The organism is Lutibacter aestuarii (assembly GCF_042676885.1).
In the GTDB taxonomy this organism is placed as follows: Bacteria; Bacteroidota; Bacteroidia; order Flavobacteriales; family Flavobacteriaceae; genus Lutibacter; species Lutibacter aestuarii.
Genome location: NZ_JBHTIC010000020.1, coordinates 167680 through 184350 on the forward strand (window position 1 = coordinate 167680; position 16671 = coordinate 184350).

The 16671-nt window shown below is 28.2% G+C and carries 17 protein-coding genes; 9 read left to right on the forward strand and 8 right to left on the reverse strand.

What is annotated here, in order from left to right; genetic code table 11:
* Positions 1 to 28 precede the first annotated feature (28 nt).
* Entirely contained in the window at positions 29 to 445 is a 417-nt protein-coding gene (locus tag ACFQZW_RS13375) for an acyl-CoA thioesterase (protein WP_298263996.1), read from the forward strand.
* Here the strand turns inward: ACFQZW_RS13375 and ACFQZW_RS13380 are convergent.
* Positions 432 to 1064, reverse strand: coding sequence for an IMPACT family protein (locus tag ACFQZW_RS13380; RefSeq protein WP_386783799.1), 633 nt, complete (start codon positions 1062 to 1064; stop codon positions 432 to 434). The two genes, ACFQZW_RS13375 and ACFQZW_RS13380, sit on opposite strands and share 14 nt — an antisense overlap.
* 68 nt (positions 1065 to 1132) lie before the next feature.
* Here ACFQZW_RS13380 and ACFQZW_RS13385 point away from each other — a divergent pair, with 68 nt between their 5' ends.
* Entirely contained in the window at positions 1133 to 2185 is a 1053-nt protein-coding gene (locus ACFQZW_RS13385) for an isoaspartyl peptidase/L-asparaginase family protein (protein WP_386783651.1), read from the forward strand.
* Here ACFQZW_RS13385 and ribD read toward each other — a convergent pair whose 3' ends face one another.
* Positions 2186 to 3235, reverse strand: a complete 1050-nt coding sequence (ribD, locus tag ACFQZW_RS13390) for a bifunctional diaminohydroxyphosphoribosylaminopyrimidine deaminase/5-amino-6-(5-phosphoribosylamino)uracil reductase RibD (RefSeq protein WP_386783653.1) — start codon at positions 3233 to 3235, stop codon at positions 2186 to 2188.
* A gap of 22 nt (positions 3236 to 3257) precedes the next feature.
* On the opposite strand from ribD, the gene ACFQZW_RS13395 reads away from it, so the two are divergent.
* The 7 genes from ACFQZW_RS13395 to ACFQZW_RS13425 all read left to right on the forward strand — a co-directional run bounded on the left by ACFQZW_RS13395 (position 3258) and on the right by ACFQZW_RS13425 (position 10330).
* The gene (locus ACFQZW_RS13395; protein ID WP_386783655.1) at positions 3258 to 3749 is read left to right on the forward strand and encodes a GNAT family N-acetyltransferase; all 492 of its coding nucleotides are present in this window, start codon (positions 3258 to 3260) and stop codon (positions 3747 to 3749) included.
* The gene (gene prmC, locus ACFQZW_RS13400) at positions 3749 to 4603 is read left to right on the forward strand and encodes a peptide chain release factor N(5)-glutamine methyltransferase (protein WP_386783658.1); all 855 of its coding nucleotides are present in this window, start codon (positions 3749 to 3751) and stop codon (positions 4601 to 4603) included. The genes ACFQZW_RS13395 and prmC overlap by 1 nt, the downstream gene beginning before the upstream one ends.
* Before the next feature lie 17 nt (positions 4604 to 4620).
* Positions 4621 to 5298 (forward strand): tRNA (guanosine(37)-N1)-methyltransferase TrmD, encoded by a 678-nt coding sequence (trmD, locus tag ACFQZW_RS13405; RefSeq protein ID WP_372802534.1) that lies wholly within the window; start codon positions 4621 to 4623, stop codon positions 5296 to 5298.
* Positions 5299 to 5387: 89 nt separating this feature from the next.
* On the forward strand, positions 5388 to 5738 hold the full coding sequence (rplS, locus tag ACFQZW_RS13410; protein ID WP_298263987.1) for a 50S ribosomal protein L19: 351 nt from the start codon (positions 5388 to 5390) through the stop codon (positions 5736 to 5738).
* Between the two features lie 779 nt (positions 5739 to 6517).
* Positions 6518 to 8746, forward strand: coding sequence for an NADP-dependent isocitrate dehydrogenase (locus tag ACFQZW_RS13415; protein ID WP_386783802.1), 2229 nt, complete (start codon positions 6518 to 6520; stop codon positions 8744 to 8746).
* Between the two features lie 304 nt (positions 8747 to 9050).
* Positions 9051 to 9275 (forward strand): DUF6095 family protein, encoded by a 225-nt coding sequence (locus ACFQZW_RS13420; protein WP_298263986.1) that lies wholly within the window; start codon positions 9051 to 9053, stop codon positions 9273 to 9275.
* Between the two features lie 2 nt (positions 9276 to 9277).
* Positions 9278 to 10330: a D-alanine--D-alanine ligase gene (locus ACFQZW_RS13425; protein WP_386783661.1), complete on the forward strand. Its 1053-nt coding sequence runs from the start codon at positions 9278 to 9280 to the stop codon at positions 10328 to 10330.
* Here ACFQZW_RS13425 and ACFQZW_RS13430 read toward each other — a convergent pair.
* The 6 genes from ACFQZW_RS13430 to ACFQZW_RS13455 all read right to left on the reverse strand — a co-directional run bounded on the left by ACFQZW_RS13430 (position 10327) and on the right by ACFQZW_RS13455 (position 16669).
* A complete protein-coding gene (locus ACFQZW_RS13430; RefSeq protein ID WP_298263983.1) occupies positions 10327 to 10818 on the reverse strand; it encodes a DinB family protein in 492 nt (163 codons plus the stop codon). The genes ACFQZW_RS13425 and ACFQZW_RS13430 overlap by 4 nt on opposite strands.
* A 40-nt stretch (positions 10819 to 10858) precedes the next feature.
* Positions 10859 to 11473, reverse strand: a complete 615-nt coding sequence (locus ACFQZW_RS13435; protein ID WP_386783664.1) for a LysE family transporter — start codon at positions 11471 to 11473, stop codon at positions 10859 to 10861.
* Positions 11474 to 11662: 189 nt separating this feature from the next.
* Positions 11663 to 13123 carry a lipopolysaccharide biosynthesis protein gene (locus ACFQZW_RS13440; protein ID WP_386783666.1) on the reverse strand — a complete coding sequence of 487 codons (1461 nt, stop codon included), beginning with the start codon at positions 13121 to 13123 and terminating at the stop codon, positions 11663 to 11665.
* The gene (wecB, locus tag ACFQZW_RS13445) at positions 13123 to 14202 is read right to left on the reverse strand and encodes a non-hydrolyzing UDP-N-acetylglucosamine 2-epimerase (RefSeq protein ID WP_386783668.1); all 1080 of its coding nucleotides are present in this window, start codon (positions 14200 to 14202) and stop codon (positions 13123 to 13125) included. Before wecB ends, ACFQZW_RS13440 begins: the two co-directional genes overlap by 1 nt.
* Positions 14199 to 15482 (reverse strand): glycosyltransferase family 4 protein, encoded by a 1284-nt coding sequence (locus tag ACFQZW_RS13450; protein ID WP_386783670.1) that lies wholly within the window; start codon positions 15480 to 15482, stop codon positions 14199 to 14201. Before ACFQZW_RS13450 ends, wecB begins: the two co-directional genes overlap by 4 nt.
* Positions 15479 to 16669, reverse strand: a complete 1191-nt coding sequence (locus tag ACFQZW_RS13455) for a glycosyltransferase family 4 protein (protein WP_298263976.1) — start codon at positions 16667 to 16669, stop codon at positions 15479 to 15481. The genes ACFQZW_RS13450 and ACFQZW_RS13455 overlap by 4 nt, the downstream gene beginning before the upstream one ends.
* Positions 16670 to 16671 lie beyond the last annotated feature (2 nt).

Sequence of the window (16671 nt, forward strand, 5' to 3'; positions counted from 1 at the left end):
CGTAACATAACACGTATAAATATACAAAATGATTTCAAATAAAATTCAATTTAGAGTAAGATATGGCGAAACCGATCAAATGAGTTATGCATATCATGGGAATTATGCTCAGTACTTTGAAATGGGTAGAATAGAATGGCTAAGAGAATTGGGGGTTTCGTATAAAAAAATGGAAGAAACTGGCATTATGTTACCTGTAATTAATCTAAATATAAATTACAAAAAGCCTGCAAAATACGATGATTTACTAACGTTAAAAACAACACTTGTAAAAACACCAACTGTTAAAATTGAATTTGAATACGAATTACGAAATGAAAACGACGAACTTTTAACAACGGCTAACATTACTTTGGCATTTGTAAATATGAAAACTAATAAACCTACTAAAGCTCCTGAATATTTATTAAACAAATTAAAAAAACTTAATGCTACACTTCCTTAATATTTAAACACCTTAAATCTTCAAATCTATCTTTAACTTTTTGTGAATTCTTTTTTCTAACCGAAATTATAAAATCACAATTTAATTCCATTTTTTGATTTAAAATTTCTAGATTTTCTTCTTTAATAATTCGCATGACTTTATTCATATACTGATATTCAAAAATTAACTGAAAATGAATATCTATCGTTTTTACAACAATTTCAGCTTCATCTAAAATTAATTTGGCAGCGGTTTTATATGCATTTATTAACCCACCAACCCCTAATTTAGTTCCTCCAAAATACCGAACTACAATTACCAAAATATTTGTTAATTCTTTAGATAAAATTTGCCCATAAATTGGTTGACCTGCAGAATTATTAGGCTCTCCATCATCGTTAACTCTGTACTGTAGGTTTTCAACACCTAACTGCCAAGCATAACACCAATGCCTTGCCGTGTGATGCTTTTTTTTTACTCTTTCAATACATTCTTTTATTTCATCTTCTGAAGTAACAGGAAAAACATAACCAATAAATTTACTTCCTTTTTCCTTATATAAAGCCTCGCCTTTAGCTACATCAATAGTTTTATATGTGTCTTTTTCTAAAATATTGCATAATTTAAGAATACAAATATATCAAAAGTAAAATTTTAATTTTCTGTTTTTAAATGAATATATTTGAATACTAAACTTAACCACTTATGAAAAAAATTTTTTTATTACTTTATTCACTTCTTTTAATTATTTCTTGTCATGAAAAAGATTTAAAAAAAGAAATTAAAAAAACAAGAACTCCTAACTCTTTCGCAATAGTAATCCATGGAGGTGCTGGCGGAATAAAAAGAGAGTATTTTACCGAAGAACAACAGAAAGCATATGCCGAAAAATTACAAGAAGCTTTAAACGCTGGATATTTAGTACTTGAAAAAGGTGGTATTTCATTAGATGCTATTCAAGCTACAATAAATGTTATGGAAGACTCACCATTATTTAACGCAGGTAAAGGAGCCGTATATAACAGTGAAGCAGCTCAAGAAATGGACGCTTCAATTATGGACGGTCAAACCTTAAATTCTGGAGCAGTTGCTGGCGTAAACCATATTAAAAATCCAATTTTAGCTGCGCGTGTAGTTATGGATAGCTCTTCACATGTGATGCTTTCTGGAAAAGGTGCAGAAATTATGGCTGCTAAATACGGAATTGAAATGGTAGATAGTTCTTATTTTTTTACAGAAAAAAGAATGAATCAGCTTAAAAAAATTCAGGGAAAAGAGCAAACTCAGTTAGACCATACTGCGTTTTTAATAAAAAACGAATTAATTGACGATCATAAATACGGAACCGTTGGCGCCGTTGCAATAGATAAAAATGGAAATATTGCTGCTGGTACTTCAACAGGTGGTATGACCAATAAAAAATATGGACGAATTGGAGATTCTCCTATCATTGGAGCAGGCACGTATGCTAATAATTTAACTTGTGGAATTTCTAGTACAGGTTCAGGTGAATATTTTATTAGAACCGTTGCCGCTCATGAAGTTTCAAATTTAATTCAATATAAAAAAGTAAGTCCATCCGAAGCGCTTCACGAAGTTTTATTCAATCAAATTGGTAAATTAGGTGGAGAAGGTGGAATGATTTTATTAGATAAAAATGGAGATGTTTACTGGGATTTTAATTCCACAGGCATGTTTAGAGGCTACAAAAAATCAAACGGAGATACTAAAATTGAAATGTTTGAAAAAACAAACTAATCAACTATTTTTATAAATATACAACGTATCATCTGAAATTTTTCGGATTTCAGATGGTGCTTTTTTAAATTTTGGAGCTTTTAATCCATATTTAAAATTTGTATTCCCTTCAAATACATATGCTTCATCCCATAAACCTTTATCTATAAAAGCTTTTAGAGTATAAGCTCCTCCTTCAATTAGCACAGACTGTATTTTATACTTGTACAAAATCTTAATTATTTGTTGAGGAACATTTTCTGAAAAATTTATTTTCTCAAAATACGTATTTTTAAATAAACTTTTTTCGGGTAATTTATTCGTTAAAACTACGGTTTTAACACTATCATCTAATAAATTACAATCTTTTGGTACTTTTAAATTTTTATCAATAAGGATTCTTATTGGATTCTCTCCACACCAATCTCTAACGGTTAAACTTGGATTATCGTTTAAAGCTGTATTGGTTCCTACTAGAATAGCTTGCTCTTCTGCTCTCATTTTATGAACTAACTGTTGAGAATATTTATTAGAAATCCAATTAGGAGAATTACTCCCTCCTTTTTCTCTTTTTTTATCTATAAACTTATCTTTAGTTTCAGCCCATTTTAAGATTATAAATGGGCGCTGTTTTTGATGATAGGTAAAAAACCGTTTATTTAAATGATAACACTCTTGTTCTAACACACCTATAATAACGTCGCAACCATTTTTCTGCAAATGTAAAATCCCTCTACCACATACTTCACTATTAGAATCTATAATTCCTATAACTACTTTTTTAATTCCACTTTCAACAATTAAATTAGCACATGGAGGTGTTTTTCCATAATGAGAGCAAGGCTCTAAACTAACATAAATAATAGCATCTTTTAACAGCGATTTATCTTTAACCGAGTTAATTGCATTCACTTCTGCATGAGGCTCTCCAGCTTTTTGATGCCACCCTTCACCTATAATTGTATCATTGTATACAATAACGCTTCCAACCATAGGATTAGGATACGTAGTGCCCAAACCATTTTTAGCTAATTGTATGCATCTTTTTATATATTTTTCGTGTATCTTCACATCGTAAAAATAGTACTTTAAAATGACTCTTAATAACTTTACAATTAGAGAAATTAAACCTGAAGACAATGTTAAAATAGCCAAAGCAATTCGTGAAGTTTTAATTGAATTTGGCGTTCCTAAAGTTGGCACTGCATATGCCGACAAAATTTTAGACACCTTATTTGAAGCCTACAATGTTGAAAATGCAATTTATTATGTAGTTGAAAAAAATAATGAAATTTTAGGTGGCGCAGGAATAAAACAATTGGACAATTATACTGGAAAAGTATGTGAACTTCAAAAAATGTATTTCCTACCCGCTGCAAGAGGCATAGGACTAGGTAGTAAAATGATGCAAATATGCTTACAAAAAGCCAAAGACTTTGGTTTTGAGAAATGTTATTTAGAAACCCTTCCTTATATGGAAGAAGCCAGAAAACTGTATAGAAAAGTTGGATTTAAAGACTTGGATAAACCAATGGGAGATACAGGACATTATTCTTGTAATTTATGGATGCTTAAAGATTTATAATGCAAATTCAAGAATTTAAACAGTTATTTTTTAAAGAGCTTTCTGATAATTATCCTCAAACAGAAATTCAATCATTCTTTAATTTATTAATTGAACACCTGTTAAAAATGAATCGTGTTGAAATAGCTCTTCAGCCCAACCTAATAATTGGTAAAGATGATTTAATTTTTCTTCAAGATGCTATATCTAAATTAAAAAAAGAAATTCCTGTTCAATATATAATTGGTGAAACGGAATTTTTTGGATTGCCATTTAAGGTAACTAATGACGTTTTAATTCCAAGACCTGAAACAGAGGAATTAGTACATTGGATTATAAAGGACCACCTAGATAAGGTTCAAAATTCTGAATTAAAAATTCTTGATATTGGTACAGGAAGTGGTTGTATTGCAATTTCTTTAGCAAAAAATTTACCTAATACTAACGTTTATGCACTAGACATTTCCAAAAAAGCACTAAAAGTTGCAGAAGAAAACTCATTAAAAAACAACGTAGCTATCCAATTTATTACTGAAGATATCCTCAGCATTAAAAAGCTACCGCATCAATTTGATATTATTGTAAGCAACCCCCCCTATGTTAGAGAATTGGAAAAAAATCAAATGCAACAAAATGTATTAGGAAATGAACCTCATTTAGCCCTGTTTGTAAAAGATGAAAACCCATTAGTATTTTATGATAAAATTGCTGATTTAGCTAAAACACATCTTAAAAAAAATGGAACACTTTATTTTGAAATCAATCAATATTTAGGAGAAGAAACTGTTCAACTGTTACACCAAAAAGGATTTAAAGAAATACAATTAAAAAAAGATATTTTTGAAGTTAACAGAATGATAAAAGCTTTTCTATAATTAAGTATATTTGCAAAATGCGAATAGATATTATTACTGTTTCACCTGAATTGATTAAAAGTCCGTTTGAATTTTCAATAATCAAACGTGCCATTGATAAAAACTTAGTTGAAGTCCACTTTCATGATTTAAGAACTTATGCTTTAAATGAATATGGTAAAATAGATGATTATCAATTTGGTGGTGGAGCTGGTATGGTTTTAATGATTGAACCTATTGATAAATGCATTTCAAAATTAACATCAGAAAGAACATATGGTGAAATCATTTATATGACTCCAGATGCGCCAACTTTAAATCAGCAAACTGCCAATACACTTTCTTTACAAGAAAATATCATTATACTTTGTGGACATTACAAAGGAGTAGATCAAAGAGTTAGAGATTTATTTATAACCAAAGAAATATCTATAGGAGATTATGTACTTAGCGGAGGAGAGTTAGGTGCTGCAGTTTTATGTGATACAATTATAAGATTAATCCCAGGAGTTTTAGGAGATGAAACTTCTGCTCTTACAGATTCTTTTCAAGACAATCTATTATCGCCTCCAGTATATACTAGACCCTCTGAATATAAAGGACTTAAAGTCCCCGATATCTTATTATCAGGCAATTTTCCTAAAATTGAAGAGTGGAGAAATGAGAAAGCATTTGAACATACAAAAAAAATTAGACCCGATTTATTGGAAGACTAATCTTTTTTACTAAATTTGCACTCTCAAAATTAACCTCTGACGATACTCGTGAATGTTGATTTATGAAAAACCATTAATTAAATTTTAAAATGGAAAGTTTAGTAAAATTTGTACAAGACGAATTTGTAGCAAAAAAAGAATTTCCTCAATTTCAAGCAGGAGATACTATTACTGTATACTACGAAATTAGAGAAGGAGAAAAAACACGTACACAGTTCTTTAGAGGTACAGTTATTCAAAGAAGAGGAACTGGAGCTTCAGAGACATTTACCATTAGAAAAATGTCTGGAACCGTTGGTGTAGAGCGTATTTTCCCTGTTAATTTACCAGCAATTCAAAAAATTGAAGTTAACAAACACGGTAGAGTACGTAGAGCTCGTATTTTCTACTTTAGAGGTTTAACTGGTAAAAAAGCTAGAATCCAAGAAAGAAGACGTTAAGATCTACTTTCTACAACAAAATTTAAGCCCAATTTTCAATTGAAAATTGGGCTTTTTCAGTTATTAACATTTGTTAATAACTACAGTTTACAACTTGTTGATATAAAACCCATTATAAATTTGGAAATTAGAATTTTACCTATTTATTTTACAAAAGAATTAACGGAGAAATGTTAATTTACATTGTTGAAATGCAAATTTTAATACTGTAAAACATTTTAAAGTAACATTCTTAATGTTCTTGAACATCGTTTTTAAAACCAACTTTAAAAGAGTAATGTGCCCAAGTATTTAGCATGAATAGATGGAAACATGGTTTTAAAAGCATTTTTAAAATAGTGTTTTAAAGCGAGTAATTTTTAGAAATTACAACAAAGCTTTAGACTTGTTTTAAACGAAATACTTAAGCTAATAAGAAGTTGTTTCGTAAGAAAGCAACAAGCTATTGAAAGACTTTAAAATTGTGTGATTCTTTAACAAGAAAAACAACAAATCAGTTTTAACAAGTTAACTTTAGACTTATTAAGTTAAATGTTTCAGCAAAAGGCCATAATAGTGAGAAATCAATATTATGGCTTTTGTTTTTATCAATTATAATTCCCATAATTTTCTATATTTATTTTTATCAAAAAACCAAAAAAATGCCATATTTATAACGTTTTCGATAGGTGTTTTTATATCTATATTTACTACATTTGCACTACTTCAAATTAAAAATAATTAGTACAGTTATAAATTGAATTTAAATTCAATTTATAAACTTAAAATATGAAAAAATGATGAGTAAAACCGCAAAAATTATTTACACAAAAACTGATGAAGCTCCTGCTCTAGCTACCTATTCATTTTTACCTATAGTTGAAGCTTTTACAAAAACTTCTGACATTGAAATAGAGGTAAAAGATATTTCTTTAGCACATCGAATTTTAGCTTTATTTCCTGAATATTTAAACCCTGAACAACAAGTTTCTGACGCATTAACTGAATTGGGAGAATTGGCAAAAAAACCAGAAGCAAATATTATTAAATTACCCAACATTTCTGCTTCAGTTCCACAACTAAAAGCCGCTATAAAAGAGTTGCAAAATTTAGGATATAACATTCCTAATTATCCTGAAGAAGCGAATACAGATAAAGAAAAAGAAATTCAACAAAAATATAACAAAGTAAAAGGGTCTGCTGTAAACCCTGTGTTAAGAGAAGGAAATTCAGATCGTAGAGCTCCAAAAGCTGTTAAAAATTATGCGAAAAAGAACCCACACTCTATGGGTGCTTGGTCTCCAAACTCTAAAACTCATGTAGCTTCAATGAATGGTGGTGATTTTTACTCCAATGAAAAATCTGTAACCATTTCAAAAGCTGGGGATGTAAAAATAGTTTTTAAAGATAATAACGGAAACACTACTGTTTTAAAACAAAAAACTTCATTGTTAGAAGGAGAAATAATTGATGCAACAGTAATGAACAAAAAAGCATTAATTAATTTTCTTGAAGCTCAAATTAAAGATGCTAAAGAGAAAAATATCTTATTTTCTCTACACATGAAAGCTACTATGATGAAGGTTTCTGATCCAATTATTTTTGGACATGCAGTAAAAGTATTTTTTAAAGAAGTGTTTAATAAACATCATGAGGTACTAGAAAAAATTGGTGTTGAAGAAAACAACGGCTTTGGAGATTTAATCTCTAAAATAAAAACACTTCCTGAGGATCTAAAAACTGAAATTGAAACAGATATAAAGACTTGTTTTAAAAATGGTCCTTCACTTGCAATGGTAAATTCTGACAAAGGAATTACTAACCTACATGTGCCAAGTGATGTGATAATTGATGCTTCAATGCCTGCAATGATACGTACTTCTGGTCAAATGTGGAACGCCGAAGGAAAACTTCAAGATACTAAAGCTGTTATACCTGATAGTAGCTATGCAAGTATCTACCAAGCAACTATTAATTTTTGTAAAGAACATGGAGCTTTTGACCCAACCACAATGGGTACTGTACCTAATGTTGGATTAATGGCACAAAAAGCAGAAGAATATGGTTCTCACGATAAAACGTTCGAAATTACTGCTAACGGAGTAGTCCAAGTTATAGATGAATCTAACCATATTTTAATTGAACACAATGTAGAAACCGGAGATATTTGGAGAATGTGTCAGGTAAAAGATGCACCAATTCAAGACTGGATTAAATTAGCTGTTAAAAGAGCTAAGTCGAGCCAAACTCCAGCAATATTTTGGTTAGATGAAAACAGAGCACATGATGCAGAAATTATTAAAAAGATAAATTTATACCTTCCAAAACTTGATACCAAAGGTTTAGATATCCAAATTATGTCTCCTAAAAATGCTACCCTTTATACCTTAAAAAGATTAAAAGATGGTTTAGATACTATTTCAGTTACAGGAAATGTTTTACGCGACTTTTTAACTGATTTATTTCCTATTTTAGAATTGGGTACAAGTGCAAAAATGCTATCTATTGTTCCTCTTATGAATGGTGGAGGATTATTTGAAACTGGCGCTGGAGGTTCCGCTCCAAAACATGTACAACAATTTAATGAAGAAGGACATTTACGTTGGGACTCTTTAGGTGAGTTTTTAGCTCTAGCAGTATCTTTAGAACATTTAGGAGAAACTAACAACAACTCTAAAGCACTAATTTTAGCTGAAACGCTAGATGATGCAACTGATATGTTTTTAGATAATAAAAAATCTCCTTCTCGTAAAGTTGGTGAATTAGACAATAGAGGAAGTCATTATTATTTAGCTTTGTATTGGGCCGAAGCACTTTCTAAACAAAACAAAGACATCGAATTAAAAGATAAATTCACTAAAATTGCACTGGCTTTAAAAGAAAATGAACAAACAATTCTTAACGAACTTAATGGTGCTCAAGGAAAACCCGTTGACCTAGGAGGTTATTATGAACCTAATGAAGATTTGACAAAAAATGCAATGAGACCTAGCACAACATTTAACCAAATAATTAAATCTATTGATTAAGCCTTAAACAATTTAAAAATCAAAAGAGCGAAAACATATGTTTTCGCTCTTTTTTTACCAACTAATTATACTAAACCTTACAACTATTTATAATTATGACACTTTACATTAAATTAAGTCACAAAAAAACTACCTTTTTTAAAATATAACCAACATTTTATTATTTTTGGCTTTATGAGTTTTATCATGTAAATAGTGACTTAAAAAAATGTAATGAACATTATATTAACCGCTTGCATTACTTGTAATTCAGGGAGTACTTTCAACATATAAAAGTGTAAAAAAACAATTGAAAAATTTACGAATGGCAACAGATAAAAAAGAACTTTTTAGAGGACTAAAATATGAATTAGCGGCTCTACCGCTATTGTTTTTGGCACCTATACTAATTACCATTGGTTATAAAGCTATAAAACAACAAAATAACTATTTATGGTTAATTATTGGTATTCTTTTAGCAATTTTAGCTGTTGTCTTAGGCTTTTTGGGTATCCAAATTATTTTAAATGCACTTTTTAACAAAAAATAAAAGTGAATACAACGTTACATAAAATTACTAAATGGGAATATTGGCCATCCTATATGTTTTACATTCCGATTCTACCTTATGCTTTTTATTTGGCTTTAAAAGCAAAAAGTTTTGGTTTTTTTTCTGCTGTAAATCCATCAATTGAAGGAGCTGGTAATGGTTTAGAATCAAAATTTAAAACTCTTCAATTAATTCCAAAAAAATATTGTCCTAAAACAATTTACATAGCTAAAGGTGAAAGTTTTGATGCTGTTTCTTTAAAAATAAATGAACAACAACTTACATTCCCTTTAATAATTAAACCAGATATTGGTTTTAGAGGATTGCTAGTAAAAAAACTCAATTCTGAAATTGAACTTATAAAATATGTAAACAAATACAACTCTATAAATTTATTACTTCAAGAGTACATTAATTTACCTAATGAATGTGGTATTTTTTTCTATAGATTTCCAAACCAACAAAAAGGAAAAATATCTTCTATCACATTAAAAAAATATTTAACTATAATTGGAGATGGTATTAACAATTTGAGTCAATTAATTAGTATAGATCCTAGGGCTCGAATTTATTCAGAATTGATTTCTGAAATTAACAAAGAAAGACTTTCATATATTCCAAAAAACAATGAGGCATTAATTTTGAATATCATTGGAAATCATTCAAAAGGAACTCAATTTATAAATGGTAACCATTTAATTAATGAAAAGTTAACTACATTTTTAAATACTTTAAACACCCAAATAGATGGTTGGAATTATGGAAGAATTGATGTAAAATATACAACTTTTGAAGAATTAGTAGAAGGTAAAAATTTTAAAGTTTTAGAACTTAACGGTATTATATCTGAGCCTACTCATATTTATGATGCTTCTAAAGGAACCTATTTAAAAGCTCTAAAATCTATAAAAAACCATTGGAAAATTTTATATCAAATCAGTCTTCAAAATAAAAAAACAGGGAACGGAGAGTTTACTAACTTAAGCTATTTTATAAACTTATATTTTAGGTATAAAAAATATTTAAAACAAATTAAAAAACTTAACAATTCTTAATTTACCTTGGATTTAGGTGTTGTTGGATTAAATCCAAAATCTTCATCAGGCAATTCAATTCCTAATTGTGAAATTACATAACCAACACTGGCAAAATGATGAATTGCATGACTGTGTGCTTGTATTAATATGGCACTTAAGGTATAATTGGTAGCTATAACTCCAAGACCTAAATCATCAGTTACAGAAACCATTGAATTAAAATCTACCTCTTTTAATTTATGAAGTTTTTTTATAGTTGAATTAAAATAATCAACTCCATGTTTGGTATAATTTTCAGCTAATGGATTTCTTTTTCGTTGAATTAAATTGATGTTTTTAGACTCAATTCCTTCAAATATACAATCAAAAACATCCAATATATGACGCATATGACCACCAATGCTTGAATGATATGGAGCAATTGACGTATTACTATATTCTTCATCAGAAATACACGTTAAAAGATTAAGACCTCTACGTAAATTGTGCTCTATAGCTTCAATCATATTTTAAATAATATTAATTTTTGTAAATATAAAAATATTTTTAGCGAAGTAACTTAAACAATGTTAAAATTCCTAAAATCAAAAATAAAATACTTAATATTAAATTGATATTTTTAGCTATAAATGCTATTTTATTATTAATTACATCCGCCAAAATAATATAGGTGTAAAACAATAAATAAGAACCTAAAGCTGACCCAAAAACAAATAATATGATAAATGGTTGCTCAATTATTATTTTATTAATTGATGCTAAATAAATACTTATTCCTAAATAAAATGGCACAGCCAACATATTAACAACTGACATAGCAATACCTTTTAAAAAATAATTTCTAGCACCTTTGGTCGTTTTCGCATTCAATACCTTTCGAGATAGTATAAAAAAAAGGACAGAAAGTATAAAAAAAACAAAAACTCCAATAACTTTTAATACTTCAATTATTTTAGGGTTTTTCACAAAATAATCAGCAAAAAACAATGCAATTCCAGCTTGAAAAAATACTACTAAAGAAGCTCCTAAAGCAAATTTGATACTTTCTTTTTTATTTGTAGATAAGCTTATTTTCAAGGCCGTCATATTTAACATTCCTGGTGAAATTAAACCAATATAAGCCATTAAAACCCCATAAAATACATGTAAAAAATAATCCATCTTTTTAAATATAATTTTGCGAATATATTAATTTATAATGAGTCTTTCCTGTGACTTTTATTACAATCTTATATGAAAGATTAGCTTAAATTTGTATTAGAAATTAATTCTTATAACAATACTGCTGAAAGTTAAGATTTTTCTTAATTTTAATAATTAAAACCATCAAACTTAAATTCTGATGGTTTTTTATTTTTTATTAAAATATGTTTTAAAAAGCATATTGATATCTTCTGAAATGTTCATCTTTTTAATTAAAAAAACATACAAAATAGTAATTAATATTACTTTTAAAAATATATTTAAAAGTGGGTGAAAAGAGAAATTCCAAAAATAAAAAAGTATAAAAATGCAACTTATTAAACAAAGTAACTTCACTGTTTGTAAACTAAATGGTTTAATGTTAAACTTTAAATTAATGTAACCTATTTTTATTATTGTATATAACACTACCACAATTAAACTTGAAAGTGCCGCACCTTTTATACCAATTAATTGAATTAGCCAGTTATTTAAAACAACAACAGTAATAGCCATTGCTAGTGACAAATAAAAAAATATTTTGTAATATTTAGAATTTACTAAAATTGCATTTCCCGTTCCAAAGGCTAATTCCATTAATTTAGCTAAAGAAATTATTAATACAATAGAGATACCCTTTGTAAACTCAGGTTTATTAATAAGTAAATATAAATCTTCTACATTTAAATTAATTAACAAAAAAAGTAACCCTCCTATTACCAATAAATTTATGGAGGTTTGTTTATACAATTTACCTACTTCAAACAGCTTATTTTCATTCATCTCTTTAGCAATAATTGAAGTGGTGATTTGCTGCATGGCTCGTGTAGGAATTGCTATTACACTTGCAATATATATACCCACAGAATAATAAGCTACTTCGGCAATTTGTTCCAGTTTTGGAATCATGAATTTATCTATTTCCAACAATATCCCAGCTGCAGAACCAGCAACAACTATATACAATGAAAATGATAAAATTTCTTTAATATTTGAAGGTATTTTAAATATTATTTGAGGCTTATAAACAATATATGCATATAATTTCATTAGTAAAGTTCTTACAGCATATACTACTACTATTGCATAAATAAATTGCTCGTTTGTAATCCATTCAAAATATACTGCAAACAATAAAAATGTAGTGCAAATACGTGCAAATATCTCTTTAATAAAATTTCCAAAAACAGAATTGAATTGAACTTTGGTCCAAGCATAAAAAACTTCAAAATACCCCATTAAAATAGCAACAATAAATATTAAATAGGTGTATTTTTTTATTAGTATATTTTCTGATGATAACCAATTTGCAATAGTTTCATATAAATAAGTTCCAATCAAACCTACTGGAATTATTACTAACAACGGAATAAGTAGTGTTGAAATTAAAAAACCATCTTTTTCTTTTTGAGTTTTATAGGATGAATAGTATTTAATAACGGTATGCTGCATTCCAAAAACCAATAAAGGAAGTAATATGTTTGCAGCAGAAAGCAAAAAAATGATTAAGCCAAAATAATCTTCATGTAAAAAATGGGTAAACAAAAACAATACATTTACTCCACCAATAGCAAAACCTAAAAATAGAATTATTGTATTAATAAATGATTGTTTTAAAACAATTCCCATTATATAATATTTAAAATTTCTTGATAAATGCTTTCACCTACATTTGTTCCATATAAATCTAAATTAAAATGAGCTGTTGACTTTTGAAAATTTTTGAAAGCATCTTCCATTTTTTGAGGGTTATTCCCAACAATTACAGCAAATTTATTTTCTACAAGCTCAATCCACTCAGTTTCATCACGAGCAATAATACAATGCTTTTTATTAAAATAGGCTTCTTTTTGAAGTCCCCCACTATCAGTAATAACTAAATTACAATTTTTTAATAACTCTAACATATCAAAATACCCCACAGGTTCAATTATTTTAATATCAAATACTAACTTATTTTCTTCTAAAATAGCTTTTGTTCTAGGGTGTAATGGTAATACAACTTGTTTTATTTTGCTAATTTTTTCTAGCCCTTTAAAAATAGCTTTTAAACTTTCCAAATCATCTGTATTTTCTTGGCGATGAATTGTAGCTAAAACAAAGTTATTTGGTGTTAGATTTAAATTGGAAATTATCGTTGATTTTTCTTTCGAAAATTTACTATAATACTCAACAGCATCTTTCATTATATCTCCACTTTTCACAATTTTTGAAGGCATATTTGAAAAACCTTCGTTTACTAAATTACTTACTGCGGTTTCAGTTGGACATACTAATAAATCAGAAATTCTATCGGTTAAAATACGGTTTATTTCTTCAGGCATAGTCATATTAAAAGATCGTAAACCTGCTTCAATATGAACAACTTTAATGTGTAGTTTTTTGGCAGACAATGCCCCAGCTAAAGTTGAATTTGTATCCCCATAAACCACTACTATATCTGGTTTTTCGAACTCTAAAACCTCTTCAATTTTTATTAACATTTGACCGGTCATAGCACCATGACTTAAACCATTAATTGCCAAATTATAGGCTGGTTTAGGAATTTCCATTTCTTCAAAAAAAATGTCGCTCATATTTACATCATAATGTTGCCCTGTATGAACAATAATTTCTTCAAGTTCTTTGTGGTTTGAAATCACTCTACTCAATACAGCAGCTTTTACAAATTGAGGACGCGCACCTAAAATGGTTACAATTTTTTTCATTCTGTAATTTGTTCTATTAGTTCTGATACTTTTTTTGTGAGTTCTCGTCTATGAAATTGTTCAATATTTTTTGAATGTATTTTTAAACTTCCTTTTTTAAATTCTTTATATAATTTTAAAAGTTGATTTTTTAATCCTATTTCATCTTCAAAATCAACTACAAAACCTGCTTGGGTGCTTTTTAAAATTTCAGCTAAATCTCCATCCAATGGAGCAACAGCTAAAACAGGTCTTTTGGCATTTAAATATTCAAAAATTTTACCTGTTAAAATGCCTTTTGCACTAGGTACATTATTTACTAATAACAATAATACTTGGGCTTTTTTTTGAAATTGAACTACCTCATTATGGGTAATATAATTAATTATATTTACTTTTTTGGTGAGCCCAAATTCTAATATTTTTTGTGTTACAGAAATATCAACTTTTCCAATTAATTTAACTTCTAAATCTTTTTTAAATTGTACATTCTCCCTACATATCTCGGATAAAACTTTCCACAATGTTTTTGAATTTCTATCAGCATTTAATAAACCTACATGAGTAATACTAAATTTTGAATCTAATTGAACTTCGTTATTTTTATTGGTAAATTCATCATCAAATCCATTAGTAATAACACTTATATTTTTAATAAACTTCCTATAATTATCTTTCATTGTATTACCAACAACCATCACATTATCGGCAGTTTTTAAAACTTCTTCTTCCAACTTATGATGTTTTTTTAGTATTCGATTTGAAAATGGTAATTGATGAAAATAGTCTATTTCTGTCCAAGGATCTCTAAAATCTGCAATCCACTTAACTTTTAATTGTTGCTTTAATTTTAGTCCAATTAAATGCAAACTATGCGGAGGACCTGTAGTAATTATAACTTCAACTTTATTTTTTGAAAGGTATTTTTTTAGATATTTTACAGATGGATTGACCCAAAATACTCTAGCATCAGGAACAAAAAAATTGGCTCTAATATATTGTATTATTTTACCAATAAAAGAAGGATTAGGATTTAAAAATCCAGAACTCTCCGTTTTCTTTTTGCCAAAATAAGAAAGAAAATTATTAGGTTCCAAAATCGGTTTTCTTAAAATTTCAATATCTTTTGGTATTTCGTTTATTAGTGTATCATCAATAATTGGGTAGTTTGGATTGGCTATTGTATATACTATAGGTTCAATGTTAAAATCTCGAAAATATTTTACAAACTTTAACCAGCGTTGTACGCCAGACCCACCTGCTGGCGGCCAATAATATGTTATAATTAAGACTTTTTTCATAGATTTAAATTAGCATATAACTCAATTAAATCTTTCGAAGTTTTCTCCCAATAGAATTCATTTTCGATAAAAGATTTTCCATTTTCTCCCAATTTAGATTGCAAAACTTTGACATGATATAATTCCAATACTTTTTCTGTGAAATCTACAATATCTTCTGCTTTATGTACTAATCCAGATGCTGCTTTTTCAACTATATTTTTTTGTGCCGTAGCATCACTAACCAATAACGGTTTCCCAAAACTCATATATTGAAAAAGTTTATTAGCATAAGTAGTATCATGGTGTAAATTTCGATGCAAAGGAGATATACAAATTGAACTAGCTTTAATGTAAGAAGGAAACAAATTTTCATTTTTCCACCCTTCAAAATCTACATAATCTTGAATTTCTAAATCTGCTACTTGTTGTTTTAAAAACACATCCGAAGAATTACTTCCAACGATTACCAATTTAATATTTGGAATTTTCTCTTTTAAAACATCCATACTTTCAATAGCAGTAGATAATCCTCTTCTTAAACCGGTATCACCAACATACAATAACGTAAATTGTGTGCTATATTTTTCAATAATTTCTTGATTAAAAGTTGCATTGTTTACATACGATTGATGAACCGTATTTGGTACAACTACTATTTTATTTGAATGAACCCCAACTCTATTTATAATTTCCTGTTTTGATTCTTCAGTAACAACCACAACTTTAGTTGCCTTTTTTATAAACTCTTCTTCTTTTTGTTTCCACTTTTTTATTGCAATTAAATATCTCCCAGGAAATTTTTGTAAATGAGGATAAAACTTCATTATTTCAGGCCTATTTTCATGTAAATCTAATATGGTTTTTAAACCTGTTTTTTTTATTGCTTTAAAAGCTGCTTTCGCAATTTGAATATCGTGTATGTGAACAATATCTATTTTATTTGAAATTAAAAAATGACGAATTTTATTAGACATTAATTTAGAATATACAGGGATGGTATAAGCTAAAGCTGAAGATTTATAAATAAACTTATTTGAAATATATCTTTTTACTTGAATTCCTTTTATTAGTTCTTCTCCTTTTTCATTTGCATATTTTAAACAAAACAAAAAAACTTCATGACCGTTTTCAATTAATGAAACAGCTTCATTCTCCACCCTAGGATCAGGTGGATAGGTTTTGTCTAAAATCATTCCTATACGCATCG